The 15,073-nt window shown below is 47.0% G+C and carries 13 protein-coding genes; 9 read left to right on the top strand and 4 right to left on the bottom strand.

What is annotated here, in order from left to right:
- The first annotated feature begins 11 nt into the window (after positions 1–11).
- Together QP794_RS17365 and QP794_RS17360 are read left to right on the top strand one after the other, a co-directional pair.
- Positions 12–986: an ABC transporter substrate-binding protein gene (locus QP794_RS17365; protein ID WP_285078228.1), complete on the top strand. Its 975-nt coding sequence runs from the start codon at positions 12–14 to the stop codon at positions 984–986.
- Positions 987–2,024 (top strand): NAD(P)/FAD-dependent oxidoreductase, encoded by a 1,038-nt coding sequence (locus tag QP794_RS17360; protein WP_285078227.1) that lies wholly within the window; start codon positions 987–989, stop codon positions 2,022–2,024. It abuts the gene before it with no gap.
- A 112-nt stretch (positions 2,025–2,136) separates the two neighbouring features.
- Here the strand turns inward: QP794_RS17360 and QP794_RS17355 are convergent, their stop codons facing one another.
- Positions 2,137–2,850: a MerR family transcriptional regulator gene (locus tag QP794_RS17355; protein WP_285078226.1), complete on the bottom strand. Its 714-nt coding sequence runs from the start codon at positions 2,848–2,850 to the stop codon at positions 2,137–2,139.
- Between the two features lie 153 nt (positions 2,851–3,003).
- Here QP794_RS17355 and QP794_RS17350 point away from each other — a divergent pair, with 153 nt between their 5' ends.
- Positions 3,004–3,894 carry an alpha/beta fold hydrolase gene (locus QP794_RS17350; RefSeq protein ID WP_285078225.1) on the top strand — a complete coding sequence of 297 codons (891 nt, stop codon included), beginning with the start codon at positions 3,004–3,006 and terminating at the stop codon, positions 3,892–3,894.
- A 33-nt stretch (positions 3,895–3,927) separates the two neighbouring features.
- Here the strand turns inward: QP794_RS17350 and QP794_RS17345 are convergent, their stop codons facing one another.
- A complete protein-coding gene (locus QP794_RS17345; protein WP_285078224.1) occupies positions 3,928–4,698 on the bottom strand; it encodes an undecaprenyl pyrophosphate synthase in 771 nt (256 codons plus the stop codon).
- 292 nt (positions 4,699–4,990) lie between these two features.
- On the opposite strand from QP794_RS17345, the gene QP794_RS17340 reads away from it, so the two are divergent.
- The 4 genes from QP794_RS17340 to QP794_RS17325 all read left to right on the top strand — a co-directional run bounded on the left by QP794_RS17340 (position 4,991) and on the right by QP794_RS17325 (position 9,110).
- Positions 4,991–5,533: a CueP family metal-binding protein gene (locus tag QP794_RS17340; protein WP_285078223.1), complete on the top strand. Its 543-nt coding sequence runs from the start codon at positions 4,991–4,993 to the stop codon at positions 5,531–5,533.
- 112 nt (positions 5,534–5,645) lie between these two features.
- The gene (locus QP794_RS17335) at positions 5,646–5,915 is read left to right on the top strand and encodes a hypothetical protein (RefSeq protein ID WP_285078222.1); all 270 of its coding nucleotides are present in this window, start codon (positions 5,646–5,648) and stop codon (positions 5,913–5,915) included.
- Between the two features lie 154 nt (positions 5,916–6,069).
- Positions 6,070–7,065, top strand: a complete 996-nt coding sequence (locus tag QP794_RS17330) for an ABC transporter substrate-binding protein (RefSeq protein ID WP_285078221.1) — start codon at positions 6,070–6,072, stop codon at positions 7,063–7,065.
- Entirely contained in the window at positions 7,062–9,110 is a 2,049-nt protein-coding gene (locus QP794_RS17325; protein WP_285078220.1) for an iron ABC transporter permease, read from the top strand. The genes QP794_RS17330 and QP794_RS17325 overlap by 4 nt, the downstream gene beginning before the upstream one ends.
- 120 nt (positions 9,111–9,230) lie before the next feature.
- Here the strand turns inward: QP794_RS17325 and QP794_RS17320 are convergent, their stop codons facing one another.
- A complete protein-coding gene (locus QP794_RS17320) occupies positions 9,231–10,412 on the bottom strand; it encodes an aminotransferase class I/II-fold pyridoxal phosphate-dependent enzyme (protein WP_285078219.1) in 1,182 nt (393 codons plus the stop codon).
- A gap of 221 nt (positions 10,413–10,633) precedes the next feature.
- On the bottom strand, positions 10,634–12,919 hold the full coding sequence (locus QP794_RS17315; protein ID WP_285078218.1) for a helix-turn-helix domain-containing protein: 2,286 nt from the start codon (positions 12,917–12,919) through the stop codon (positions 10,634–10,636).
- A 266-nt stretch (positions 12,920–13,185) separates the two neighbouring features.
- Between QP794_RS17315 and QP794_RS17310 the strand changes: the two genes are divergently transcribed.
- Together QP794_RS17310 and QP794_RS17305 are read left to right on the top strand one after the other, a co-directional pair.
- On the top strand, positions 13,186–14,154 hold the full coding sequence (locus tag QP794_RS17310; protein ID WP_285078217.1) for an ABC transporter permease: 969 nt from the start codon (positions 13,186–13,188) through the stop codon (positions 14,152–14,154).
- A 13-nt stretch (positions 14,155–14,167) separates the two neighbouring features.
- Positions 14,168–15,037: a carbohydrate ABC transporter permease gene (locus QP794_RS17305; protein WP_024628582.1), complete on the top strand. Its 870-nt coding sequence runs from the start codon at positions 14,168–14,170 to the stop codon at positions 15,035–15,037.
- Positions 15,038–15,073 lie beyond the last annotated feature (36 nt).

Here is a 15,073-nt window from a genome sequence, read left to right as displayed (position 1 = left end):
GCGAGTAGATCATGTCACGAAGGTTTAAGAGTTTTGGAATGGTGCTGTTGGTGTTAAGTTTGGTACTTTCAGCCTGTTCCGGTACTTCCAATAAGGAAGCAGGAGCTTCAACTGAAGATAGAGGGAGCAATGAAACGAAGGTTGTTCGGGATCAGTTCGGTGAAGTGACGATTCCTGCACATCCCCAGAATATGCTAGTCTTCGATTCGATCTATGCCGAGTATCTCATTGAGATGGGTGTGATACCGCAAATGGTTATATTCGTTCCGGAGGTTGAACGGGAATATCGTGCTTCTTATTTTGAAGAACACGGCGTGCAAATGATAGAAGCAGAACAATATCAATATAATTATGAACAATTGCTTGCGTTGTCACCGGATATGATTATTACCGTAGGCGAAGGTATGGATAAGGGAGCATATGACGAATTGACCAAAATTGCTCCAACGGTGGCTCTGGAATCCAACAGTGAAATGAAGCAAGCGATGCCGAAGCTGGCTACCCTATTTGACAAAACAGAGGAATCTGTCAAAGTGCTGGCAGAGTTTGATGAGAAGGCGAAGCAGGCACAGCAGAAAATTGCTCAGGCCATCGGCGACAAAACTGTGCTGGTCCTTCGAGTGGAGCACAATCGATATCGTTTCATGGGCCCCAAAGGAGGAAGCAGCAGTGTCTTTTTCTATGATATTTTGGGTCTGAACAGTCCAGAAGTCATCAAAGACTCTACAGACTGGTTTAGCCAGTTTTCCCTGGAATTTTTGCCTGAAATGAATCCGGATTATATTTTTCTAGAAGACAGAACACTGAAAGGCTATGATACGAAAGAATCTATGGATAACCTGAAAGCAAGCAAAGTATGGGCAAGTCTGAATGCGGTCAAAGACAATCATGTCTTTCCGCTGAAAACGAGTGATTTTGTAACAGGTGTAGGCCCTATCGGATCGGCCAAGTTATTGGATTATGTCGTTGGAAAGTTGGTGCCCTAGATGAATACTGGAGCGAAGCAGCCATTGGATATTTACGATATAACGATTGTTGGTGGTGGACCTGCAGGAATGTATGCTGCATTTTACAGCGGGATGAGAGCAATGCGTACCAAAATTATTGAAGCCAAAGAGGAATTGGGTGGATTTATGCGTACGTACCCGGAGAAGCTGGTCTGGGATGTGGGCGGGGTTGATCCGGTTCGTTGTGAGAAATTGATTGATTATCTGGAAAGACAGGCAAGAACCTTTGACCCAACAATTGTGTTCGGCCAGGAAATTGATCAGATGGAACGAGGTGAGGACGATATATTCGTGCTTACTTCGAAGACGGGTGAGCGTCATTATACACGGACTATCTTATTATGTGCAGGTAGAGGCATGACGCAGGTTCAGAAGCTGGATATCGAGGGTTCCAATCGGTATGAGCTGACGAATCTTCACTATACCATTACCGATCTGTCGAGATTCAAGGATAAGCGTGTGCTGATCTCCGGAGGCGGGGATTCTGCGATAGATTGGGCGAATGAAATGGAGGGATTGGCGCAGGAAGTCATTGTGGTTCACAGACGACATGAATTTACGGCACATGAGCTGCCGGTTGCCCAGATGAAAGCTTTTGCCCAAGTCTTGACCCCTTACAGCATCTCTCGCTTATATGGTTCAGGAGATAAAATAGGCCGTGTTGACCTCGTGCATGTAGACAACGGGGAAATCCTGCCAATTGAAGTGGATGAAGTGGTAGTCAGTCATGGATACGATCGCGATTTCGGTAACCTGGTCCACTGGGGACTCGAACGTGAAGATTACGGTATCTCGGTTGATCCGCGAATGTGCACGAGTCAGCCAGGTATATTCGGCGCCGGTGATTTCATCACCTATGGCAGTAAGGTTCGGCTGATTGCTGGTGCCTTCAACGATGCAGTACTGGCGGTAAACAGTGCGAAATTGTATATGGAACCTAGCGCTTCCGATATGGCTGGGGTATCTTCCCATAATGCCCGTTTCTTCGAGAAAAACAAAGCTATTTCTACTTTGTGAATAAACATGTGCAGAACGGGAAAATAAGTAAGGAGCCCGGCCCGTGTCGAGAATTTCTCGAACATGAGTCGGGCTTTTTTTAATAAAACTTCCATGCTCAACTAACCATAAGTTAACCCTGTGGTTCTTGATACAAATCAATATATGTCATGAGTTCCTTCACTCCTGCAAATTGCAGGGCTAGTTGGGTGTTCAGCTTTTGCAGTGCAATCTGGAAGGCTTTATTAATCTGTGAGTAATCCTGCGTGCCGACGGTATTTAATAATTCTTTCATATGCTCAATGTAGTAGACTGATTTTCTTAAGCTGCTAATGACTAATATCTTTCTTAATTCTGCTCGGGTATACATTCGGTACCCATTCAGAGGGTCTCTTTCCGAGCGAATTAAGCCTTCGGTTTCCCAATGCCTGATCGCAGAAGTGTTGACCCCGGCAATATCAGCCGCTTTACCAATCGTTATGGCCTCCGTAGATTTAACCTTTGAATCGTCTGCAAAATCCACTTGTTGTACCATCTTCCATATGTCTTCCATTCGTTGCTTCTCCAGTTGGCTGTTGTACAGCTGGTGGTTCATCAGCCAGAGAGCATCAATTGTATCGCCCTGTTTTACTTGTCTCATGACCTCATATACAACGGGAATCTCGTATCCTTTCAATAATGAACGAATGGCAACGAACGCCTGAAGATGAACAGGGGTGTAGTACCTGTGATTGCTTAGGGTTCGTGGAACGTCAGGGATCAGGTTTTCCTTTTCATAGCGTCGAAGTGTTGTCGTACTGACCTCCAGCCTAGTGGCAATTTGCCCAGGTGTATACGTAGGGTTCATCTGCTTCTGCTCCTCATACTCAAGTAAAACCTTCAAGTGCTACACTAACATATAACGAACCAAGTCTATATTTTATCCACATCTTATAATGAAAACCGAAAGATTGCATCAATGTTATACACTGAGGATATCAACTGTAAAGGACTGGTTCAATTGAAGAAAATAATTACATTGTTAAATGGCTCACAGCTTGAAGCGGGTCTGACGGGAGCGCAAGATCGTCGCGTCATTATGCTGCCCATAGCCAAAAAATCCGTGACCGGACAAGAAGCGGAAACCCTGAGGTTGTGGGGTGTTGATCCTGAATTGGGTGCAAAGTTTATCGCTGGACTTTCGGATGAATTTCAGATTCTGCATTTTGATTATGAAGGCCACTACATGGCACATCCCCATCCGGAACATTTTACGCCCGAATATATAGCTCAGGATTTGTTACGAATTGCAGATCAGATGAATGTGAATCGATTTAGTTATTATGGATACTCCTGGCTGGCTCTCGTCGGGTTGCAGCTCGCCCTTCGGACCGAGCGGATGGAAAGTCTCATTATGGGAGGGTTCCCGCCTTACGAGGGCCCGTATGAGGAAATGCGAGTAGTTACCACAAAGACATATGAGGGAGCATTGAAGCAGCATGAAGAATCGGGAGATATACACTCAGCAGAAGCTCTAAACAAAACAGAAGAATTGAGCCCGGATGAGGTCGATTGGGACAATATGGATTTAAAAATTGATCCGGCTCAAACGAAACAATTTGCGACCTTGTATCAAGATTTAATTGATTTTGATGACCAACATATTCAAACTCAGTTGAAGATTCCCAGATTGGCTTTTGCAGGGGAGAGGGATACGATTGTATACGGTGAGAAATTCGGCAGTGTGACGGTGGATATCGCTGGACGGCTGCAAAAGAATAAAACCATTCTTGAAAACTTCGGTTGGACCGTCGAAATCATTAAGGGAGCGGATATGGATCACACCAAAGCGATGCAGCCAAGTACCGTTCTCCCCATTATTCATCCCTGGTTAAAAGCTCATTTAAGCTGAGGATCGGCAGGAACAAAGTTGGTAAAGTTGGTATTACTGTATGACATCGTCCAAAGCTCTTAGTTTGCGCTGCTGATAATCCAGAATGGATTCATATAACAACTGTTCGTTGAAATCAGGCCACATCACATCCGTAAACCAGAGCTCGGAATACGCGGCTTGCCATAATAGAAAATTGCTTAACCGTTTCTCCCCACTTGTTCGGATCAGCAGATCGGGGGCAGGATTTAGTCCGGTATACAAAAACCTTTCGAATTCCGCCTCGGAGATTTCCGAGGTTTCGTTGTTTTCTTCTTTGTTTTCCTCAATGTACGTTTTGATGGCTTGTACAATATCGTTCTTTCCTCCATAATTCATCGCAAAATAAACAGCCATCCCGCTGTTGGTTTGAGTTAGTTCTACCACTTTGCGCATCGCTTCCTGGGTTTCTTCTGGGAATTTGGAGATATCACCAATAAAATTAACTTTGATATTATTCTGATTCAGCTCCTGGACCGTTGTATCCTGTACAAATTCGACCACCAGACTAATGATGTAATCGACCTCTTCCTTGGGCCTTTTCCAGTTTTCCGTAGAGAAGGCGTACAGCGTGAGAGAGGCGATTCCGTTTTTATGGCACATGCTTATCGTTTCCCGCATCGTCTGCATTCCTGCATAGTGTCCGGCACTTCGAGGTAACCCTCTTCTTGTCGCCCAACGGCCATTACCATCCATCATAATTGCGATATGTTTAGGTACAAACCCGTTCCAGTCGATGCAATCTTTAACATTTGGTTTTTCTTTAACTACTCGGTGCCACTTCAATGAATGTTCCTCCCGCTCCTCAAGCTAAAATGGGTAAGACATGTATAATGGATTTAATTTGTTCGGGTTGATTTCCAGAATTTATATATATTATATAGGATTGTATAGGAACAGTCATGACTGGCTTATAAACTCACCAATACGCAGAATGAGCCTTTCAATGTTTAAAAAAAACATGCTGCGAAGGAATCATACAAATATGTGAATTTATGGTGAATTCCATGCGCTTTCAGTCCATGATGGTTCGTTCTCCATTATAATAAATCAAAACGGACGAGGAGATGAACTCCAGATGAAAAAACAAATGTGGGTCATTGCCGGCTTAGTGATTGTAATTGTGTTGGGAGCTTATCTGATTGCAAGCAATGGAGGGAAGGAAGAAGCAGGTAACGCCGAAGCACCCAATGTCAAAAAAATGGTTGAAGATATCAGTACACGCAAGGAGACACCCGAATCGGCCTCCATTAATGCCACCCAGTTAATTGTCACGGATAAAGGCAACCAAACGACAACCTACGACTTGCCTGAAAATGAATTTTTCCTTTCCATTGCGCCCTACGTGGAGCAGACCCATCCATGTGCAATTCATAGCCTGACCGGTTGTCAGGGCGAAATGGAAAATAAGAAGTTCATAGTGACGATCCATGACTCCGAAGGGAATACGCTCATGAAGGATGCTGAGATAAAGTCCGGCTCCAACGGTTTTATGGATTTCTGGTTACCCAGGGATAGGTCATATCTTATTCGTGTGGTCCATGATGGAAAGGTGGCAGAGACCCAGCTATCTACATATGAAGAAGATAATACGTGCATCACAACGATGCAGTTGAGTTAAAATGTGAAAATGCGTATTTATGCAGTTGTTTGATGCAGTGGAAAAATAGGCTACGTGTTGTAGCGAACGTATCCATAGTTGGGAACAGGATGTCTCCTTTGTTCTGGATGAATTGATCCACGGCGATTTTGACGAAGCTTATCTTCGTAATCAAACCATTCAGAAACCGGGTGCATATACGGCCACTATTCCCAAAACCAATCACGGGAGCTATACCGATCTGGCTGGCGTATCTCCAATCATTAATGAAGCAGGCTCCGATGTAGCAGTCAATTTCAAGCTTATTAATGAACTGTCGCTGAGCTTCTTTGATCAGCATCTCAAAGGAATAACCGACCATACCCTGGATGACATTCGGACTGCACATCCTGAAATAAACTGATCAAGTATTAGACTAACAAGTGTTAAGAGAGCCCGCCTTGAATGCGGGTTCTTTTAATTTTGAATTGACAAAATGGCATTCCTACGGGATAATCCATTAGTGATAATGATAATTGTTATCATATAAATACATATAAATAGGGGAGAATTAGGATATGAAAAAAAGATTAAACGGATTTTTATTGCTGACGGTTCTGGCACTTGCTCTGACAGGTTGCGGTAAGGCCAACAGCACAACAGATACAAATGAAAATGTTTCTTCCGGCAGCACACCGACTGAAGAGACCGCAGGTCCAGTTACAGTTAAGCATAGTGGTGGTGAGCTCAAGCTGGACAAACCAGCTAAGAGAGTTGTTACGCTGGAATGGACATATACGGAAGATGTAGTTGCACTGGGTGTTCAGCCAGTAGGTAGTGCGGACAACGCCAACTATAAAGTCTATGTGACTCCCGAAGCAGCTTTGGATGACACGGTGACGGATGTTGGAACACGTGACGAGCCAAATTTGGAGGCGATTGCAGCTTTGAAGCCAGATCTGATTATCGCCAATTCCAATTCGAATATCTATGATCAGCTCAATGCCATTGCACCAACGCTTGAATATGACCTGTATACGGGTGATGGCTATACTTATGACAAAATGACGGAAACGTTTAATAATATCGCGGTGGCTCTTGGCAAAGAAGACCAAGCGAAGAAGGTGCTTGATGAACTCGATCAGCATTATGCAGAAGCCAAAGATAAACTTGCTGCTGCGGATAAATCGGAGTTCCATTATGTACTGACACAAGCATTTACGTATCAAAATGCAGCAAGTCTTCGTATGTTTACCGATAACGCTGTCGTTATTGGCACATTGGCGAAGGTTGGATTGATTAACGATTGGCAGCCGGACAAGATCGAGGGGTATGGTTTTTCAACGGTAGGTATTGAATCCCTGCCTGCTGTTCAAGACAGTAACTTTATCTACATCACACAGCCGGACGATGACGTTTTTGGCACAGCGATGAAAGACAATTCGGTATGGAAAGGACTGAATTTTGTCAAAGATAAACGCACCTATCAACTGGATAGTACAACCTGGACGTTCGGTGGACCTATCTCGTCCAAAGCTCTGGTTGATGGGGTTGTCGGGGCGATTATCCAATGAGTTCGATCCAACATTCCCGACCAGTGTTTAACTGGCGCACAATAAGCATTTATGGGGGCGGTCTAACCGCTCTCATCGTGCTTTTTTTTGTAAGTCTGTGTTATGGTGAAGCTTCAATTCAACTCCATACGGTTGTGGACTCACTTACGGGCAGGCAGGATACACTGGAACATAATATGATCTGGGATCTGCGCATGCCGCGTACGGTAATCGGTATACTCGCTGGAGGGGCGCTTGCTGTTGCTGGTTCGTTGTTACAGACCATTACACGCAATCCGCTTGCGGCGTCCGACACACTCGGCATTAATGCGGGGGCCTATTTTGTCGTGGTGTTGGGAACGATTTTTTTCCCAGGCTTGATGCACCAATCGCCTTTCCTTTTCGCCGTACTCGGTGGATTACTGGCAGCTGCCGCAGCGTACTTCATGGGCGGGGGAAGAACGTCTAGCCCGGTACGACTTGCGTTGTCCGGCATGATTGTTTCGATGGTGCTTGGTTCTTTTACAAGCGCGCTGCATATTTTCTTCTCTCAGGAGACTCAGGCATTATTTCTGTGGGGCTCCGGAACGCTCGTTCAAAATGACTGGAGCGGTGTGGTGTACGCATGGCCTTGGGTTGTTGGAATTACGATCGTTGCCCTGGTGTTATCCCGTCAGTGGGATATGCTGGAACTGGATGAATCAACTGCTTCCTCACTAGGACAAAAAGTAGGCATGGCGCGTGCCACTGGATTAATTATTGCTGTGTTACTGGCTGCGGTGATTGTCAGTGTAATTGGACCGATTGGCTTCGTGGGACTGGTGGCACCTCATCTGGTTCGATTGAGTGGAATTCGTTCCAACCGATTACTGCTGCCAGGTGTTTTCTTATGGGGTGCAGCACTGCTGGTAGGTGCAGATGTACTTGCCAAGATGGTTCATAACTCCAGTATGGAGTTGCCGACAGGAGCCGTGATGGCGATCATTGGTGCACCATGGCTGATCTGGCTTGTACTTACACGCATGAAAGCAGCGAATGGATCAGGCATGTCTACCTCAATGAGCACAGGAGCACGTTCACGTCGCTGGGCATTCGGCCCTATCGCTGTGATCTTTGCTGTACTAACGTTAGCATTGGTTCTGCTCAGTACGATGTTTGGCGGAATGCGCATTCCTATGGCTGATCTTCTGCCAAGCCTGTTTCAATCGGATGGGCTATTTTCTGCCATTATTCAGCTTCGCATTCCGCGTACGCTTGTCGCCGCTGGTGCAGGTGCTGCGCTGGCGATTAGCGGTGTGCTTATTCAGATGGCCGTTCGCAACCCGCTGGCTGATGCGTCCATCGTAGGCGTGTCGTCAGGCGCAGGACTGGGTGCGATGATGGTCATCATCCTGTGGCCGGGTCTTCCGGTGTTCTTGCTACCCATTGCAGCGATTGTTGGTGCAGGGATCGCCGCAGCAATCGTATTCTCCTTGTCCTGGAAGAAGGGACTGAATCCTTCTGCAGTTGTATTACTGGGTATTGCCATGTCTGCGATTGCAGGCGCAGGCATTCAGGTTCTCATCGTTCGCGGCGCTGTATACGGCAGTAGCGGCTTTATCTGGCTGACAGGAAGTACCTATGCACGCACGTGGGATCAAGTGAAGATCATTGGGGTGTTCCTGTTGATTTTGATCCCGCTTGCGTGGTGGCTGGCACGAAGATTCGAACTGTTGGTATTTGACGATAACAGTGCTTCGGGGCTTGGCTTGAATGTTCGCCGGACGCGTCTGTTGGCTATGACGGTTGGTGTTCTGCTCGCCGCAGGTGCAGTGGCCTGTGTGGGAACGGTTGGTTTTATCGGGCTAATCGCTCCACATATGGTCCGCCTGTTGACGGGAAACAAGTTAAGACGGTCGATGTTTCTGTCAGCATTGGTCGGTGCAGTGATGCTGGTGCTGGCGGATACGATCGGGAGGACGGTTATGGCACCAACCGAGATTCCATCCGGGTTGTTGATTGCGATCATTGGAACGCCGTATTTCCTCTATTTAATGTACCGTTCCAACTGGCGCAAATCGGCCTAAATATTCGATCCTAAATAGTAAAATCCCCTCTGGTTATCAGTGTTGAGTTCATGTAGACATGTTCTCTTTATTCACTGATTACCTTGAGGGGATATTTTCGTATGAGAGCTTTATTTCATGTTATACATGAGTTGTTTTTCTTAGAATTCCACTGTTGTCTACGGATAGGATCGCTTGCTGCAATGTCTCTTTATCCTGAACCAAAGCAAGTCTTACATATCCTTCACCCGAAGGGCCGAAAGCACTCCCGGGCGTTACGATTACCCCGGCTTGGGTAACCAGATCCATGGCAAACTGTTCTGAAGTATCGTAGTGGTCTGGAATCCGACTCCAGATGAACATGGTGGCTTCGGGTTTGGCGATAGGCCAACCGAGGTTGGTGAAGCCATCGCACAGCACGTCTCTACGCTCCTCATAGGTATCTCTGACCTGCTCAATTTGGCTCTGATCCCCTGTAATTGCAGCAATGGCTGCCTTCTGAATCGGCAGAAACATGCCGTAATCCATGTTGGATTTCAACTTCTTAAGCACGGATACGATATCCGGGTTCCCTACACAAAAGCCGATCCGTGCCCCGGCCAATCCATAGGTTTTGGATAACGAGTTGAATTCAATGCCAACATCCAGCGCGCCGGGATAAGCAAGGAAACTTCCGCATGTTTTTTCATCGAACACCAGCTCGCTGTATGCATTGTCATGGAGAATGATAATGTCATATTTCTTGGCAAACTCAATCAGATCCAGATAGAACTGCTCGGGTGCCATCGCTGTCGTGGGATTGTTGGGATAGGATACAAGCATGAATTTTGCTTTGCGAGCAATATGCTCCGGTATGTCCTGAAGTTGAATGACATATCCGTGTTCTTCTTTTTGGGGCATATAATACAGCTCGGCTCCTGCGAGAAGAGGTCCATCGGCAAAGACGGGATAACAAGGATCGGGTACCAGAACCAGATCTCCTTCATCCACGATGGCTAAAGAGATATGCGCAAGTCCTTCCTGTGATCCAAGCAAGGAGCATATTTGGGTTTTCGGGTTCAGTTCAACCTGGTAACGGCGCTTGTACCATTCACTGACCGCTTGCAGCAATTCACTCTGATCATTTACAGCATATGTATAGTTTGAAGCATCTGCTGCTGCCTCGCACAAAGCCGTCATGATATGCTGGGCCGGGGGAATATTGGGTGTGCCAACACTTAGATCGATGACCGCGTCTCCGTTCTCCAGCCGCTTGCGCTTGATTTCCAGCAAACGGGTAAAAATCCCTTCACTAAAGTGTTCCATACGTTTAGCAAACTTCATGATGATTTATCCTCCATCCTTATAACCCCTTGGGGAATAACACTTGGAGGTATTATAGCAAAGTTTTCAGGTGATAAGTAAGCGCGAAATGCGCTTTGAAGCTGTTTGCATCTGTTATCTGTACTTAAGCCAAAATTCTAATGTAAACAAAACACCAAGGCCCGCTTCCGAGCGGGCGTTGGTGTATTTACAATCTTCGGCTCTTGCCCTCTAACGCCTGGTTAGCCATGGCTGGAGGAGATGAATGGCTCATCACCCGCATGACGCTTGCGGTATTCTCCGGGGGTCAGCCCGTACCGACGCTTGAACATGCGGATAAACGAGTTTACATTTTGATAACCGACCTGTGTCGCAATGTCCTGAATTCGCAGATCCACATTCACAAGCAGTTCCTTGGCCCGCTCAACCCGCAGATTGTTCAGATATTCGCTGAAGTTGATGTTCGTCTTTTCCTTGAAAATACTGGAGAGGTACCCCGATGTTAAATTCAACTTGTCGGCGACAATATTCAAATTAATATCTTCCCCATAATGATGATCCAGGTAGTCCAGCACAAAGCTGATAACCGGATCACGCGTTTCCAGCTGGCTGCGTACTGCCTCCAGTACAGGTTGAGCTTGAGTCTGAAGCCATTCTCTATATTGCTGCATGGAATGGAAACCATCAAATAACTCTCTCGGAGAAGAAGAGCGAAGCTCTGATTCGATGTGCGTTAGATTCAGCTTCATCACCGTCTTGCCAATTTGTTCTACGGCGCCGATTGCAAAGGTGCGGAAGTCTTCTGCGGCTGCATCCTTGTGCTGCAGTTGTTCCAGCTGGCGATCCAGCCAAGCGAATACGGCCTCATCATTGCCAGATTGCAAGAGGTTGTGCAGATCCTCCCCATAGGATACCTTCACATGGAAGGCATTCGAAGAAGAAGCACGTGGCTCTACAATAACCTGTGTCTCCCCGTTCAGCCTTCGTTCTTTCAACAGCATGGACAGATTGCTGTACGCATCGGTAAACGGAATCTCCCCGGAATAAACCGGACTTACCGCGATCGTCAGATAGAGCGTTTCTTCGACAGCCAGCAACTCCTTCAGTGTATCCAGCGCCTGCAAAATACCGCTCTGCGGACCAGGATCGAACAGCAGCAGAAGCAGTTGGTCCTGCTCGGGCTGAATGGCAACGCTATTGGTTTTGCTGCTGGTGAACAGGCTCTGAATCAGCTTCCACAATAACAGGGTATGCTGCCCGAATTCATCCGGCTGGGATTTGAAGCCCACCTTGAACAGAATGGAGACATAGGGCTGCTCGGATTGCTGGGCATCCTCAAGCTCCGCCAGATAGGAGCTGAGCGGGATATTTTTTACTTTATGGATATAAGCGTACTGGCGTACGAGAGAGTTCTTCTGCGCAAGATCGCTTTGAATGAAACGGTTATTCTCCAGAATGGAGCTCAGACGGTCGCCGATCATGGCGAATTCTTTTACACTGCTCCATTTATCAGGCCCGCTGTCCGAATTTCGGTCCAGAGCGGCAATAAGGCGCTGGAGCGGCTGGTTTAATCGTAAGCTGAAAAACAGGGAGGAAAGCAGGCTAATCAGTATAGCAGCGCCGAGCAGGACAGCCAACAGTAGCTGCATACCTCGCATTTCCGCGGCAATCACTGCGGCTTGGGTAACCCGGACATAGGTAAACCCGGTTTGCTTACCTTTTTCATAGAAGTAATACTGATCGCCGATACGTTCATGTTTGCTTCCATCTGCGGGTAGCTGCGTATTCAGCATCTCCCCCTCCATTGTAGTGAACAGCAGGCGTCCCTCATTGTCCAGAATGTAGAACGGATTATTGCCGGCATCGCCATACGTGTCCTGCATACGCTGTGGATTCAGCATAACAATGCCGTACACATCCTCGTAAGGAATGGCTTTCATCATGATTGGCATCAGTTGACCGAGGGAGCGGGAGGAATGAAGAGTGTTTTCCGTAAAAGCTGCGGCAGGCATCACTTTCAGGAACTGGTTGTTCATCGTTTGAGTTTTCCAGTAATCCGGCGGATATTCTTTACTATAATAATATTTACCGAACATATCGCTGGCACTGCTAAGTCCTTCCTTTTCCAGGACATAGTCTTCTTGCTTGAAATAAAGAATGAAATTGTCGATATGCAAAAAAGGATTGGCATACAGCGTGGAGAGGTCCGACTTGACCTCAGCGGGAATATCGTAACGGCGGTTTTCCTTAATGTGGCTCAAAATGCCTAGGTTGGCTGTCCAGGTATCCGATTGAGTGAGGGCCAGAATCATATTTTGGGTCAGTCGAAAGTGATTCTCATACCCTTCAACGGTCTGAGCAAGGCCCAATTCATTTTGTCTGACCATCTCCTGATATACTTTGTTGCTTAAGTACAGATGGGAGAACAGGTTAAATGAAGCCAAAATTAGGATGACACTGAGGAAGCTCAGCATTAGCTTGACAAACAGTCCATTCAGCGCAAATTTGCTTGTAAGCAGTCCCTTCATTATGACATTCCCCCTTGTAGTACAGCCCCGGATCGAGTGATTTAGTCCTATCATAGCGGCATAAAGCTGACACAAACAATATACACTTTTACTGAATTATACGCAGATATCTGGAAAAAAGGTGTAAAGGCGAAAAGTTATATAACATGTAGATAGCGCTTTCTAAAGGATTGCAGCTATAATTCGGAGACCAACCCGGAATCACCAGGGTAAGTTATCTGACATGTGAGTCGATTACAATCATCTAAGCAAGAGGGGGCATGCCGATGGCTGATGCTGGCGTAACGCAACGTACACTGCAAAAGAAAGCGCACCGGCCGCCTCGGCGAAAATCGCGTTTGATCAGAACCTGGAACAGGAACAAGGCGCTATGGCTGCTCTTCCTGCCATGCCTCTTGTATTATTTGATCTTCCGCTATGCGCCGATGTTTGGTCTGGTCATCACGTTCAAGGATTACAATCTCTTTAAAGGAATATGGGCCAGCGATTGGGTGGGATTCAAATATTACCGGATGTTTCTGGAGAATCCCGATTTTTGGCCGCTGATGAAGAATACGTTTCTGCTGGGACTGTATAAGCTGGTGTTTGGCTTCCCGGCACCAATCCTACTGGCCATTTTGCTCAATGAGGTGCGCAGGGCGGCATTCAAGCGTTTTGTACAGACGGTCAGCTATCTGCCGCATTTCATCTCGAATGTAATCGTGGCGAGTATGGTGATTATGTTCCTCTCCCCAACCGGAGGGCTGATTAACAATTTGCTGGCTGGGATCGGCATCGGACCGATCAATTTCATGAATGAACCCGGGCTGTTCCGAGGCATCTATGTCCTGTCGGAGATCTGGCAGCATATCGGCTGGGAGACCATTATTTATCTGGCTGCGCTGACGGCCATCGATCCTCAGTTGTACGAAGCGGCGGATATGGACGGAGCAAGCCGATTACGAAAAATCTGGCATGTCACGCTGCCCGGTATATCTCCTGCCATCGTCATCACGCTGATTCTAAATATCGGCAAAGTGCTGGAGATTGGCTTCGAGAAGGTCTTCCTGATGCAGAATCCGGCGATCTACGATACGGCGGATATTATCAGCACGTATGTTTACAGGGTGGGCATGGTACAGGGGAATTTCAGCTATGGTGCGTCCATTGATTTGTTCATGGGAGTCATCAGTCTGATCTTCATCTACACGGCCAACTGGCTCAGCCGCCGATTAAGTGAGACCAGTCTATGGTAGAAAGAGGTGTGGCGTGAAATCACTCCGATTTTCCTGGTTTAACGTTGTGGCATCCCTGATTCTGCTATTTGTTGTGGTGGTCACACTCTATCCGTTCCTTCATATGCTGGCGGTTTCCCTCAGCAGCAATGTGAATGTCATGCAAAACAATATTTCCTTCTGGCCCAAGGGCTTCAATCTGAGCATGTACAAACTGGTGCTGGGCGATCCGCAAATCTGGACGGCTTACCGCAATACAATCATTTACACCGTGCTTGGTACACTAATCTCACTGGTGGTTACCTCGACTGGAGCCTACGCATTGTCCAGAAAAGACATGGCACTACGCAATAGCTTCACCGTCCTGATTGTCATTACGATGTTCTTCAGCGGCGGGATGATTCCGACCTTCCTGGTGGTCCGTTCCCTGAATCTGGTGGACACCGTATGGGGCATGGTTCTCCCGGGGGCAGTCAGCACCTGGAACCTGATTTTGATGCGCACGTTCTTCTCGGGCATCCCCAAAGAGCTGGAGGAATCGGGCCGGATGGATGGCCTGAACGATATCGGCATCTTCATCCGTATTATTGTGCCGCTGTCCAAGGCATCCTTTGCCACGATTGCCCTTTTCTATGCCGTGGGCATGTGGAATAACTTTATCTTTCCACTGCTCTATCTAAGGTCTCCCGATCTGTTTCCGCTCCAGGTGCTGCTGCGTAATCTGGTGCTGGCTGGAAGTGCAAGTTCAGGTGACGTAACGTCCATTGGAGGAGATAACCTGGTGGTGGAGGAATCCCTCAAATATGCGACCATCATGGTCTCAACGCTGCCTATTCTGGTCATTTATCCGTTTGTACAGAAGTATTTCGTCAAGGGAGCCATGGTAGGTGCGGTCAAAGGCTAAAGTCTATAGGCGAACAAGGAATGCATCGCAAATTCA

This window comes from Paenibacillus sp. UMB7766-LJ446 (assembly GCF_030226665.1).
Classification (GTDB): domain Bacteria; phylum Bacillota; class Bacilli; order Paenibacillales; family Paenibacillaceae; genus Paenibacillus; species Paenibacillus vandeheii.
This window is presented reverse-complemented; position numbering and strand designations above follow the sequence as displayed.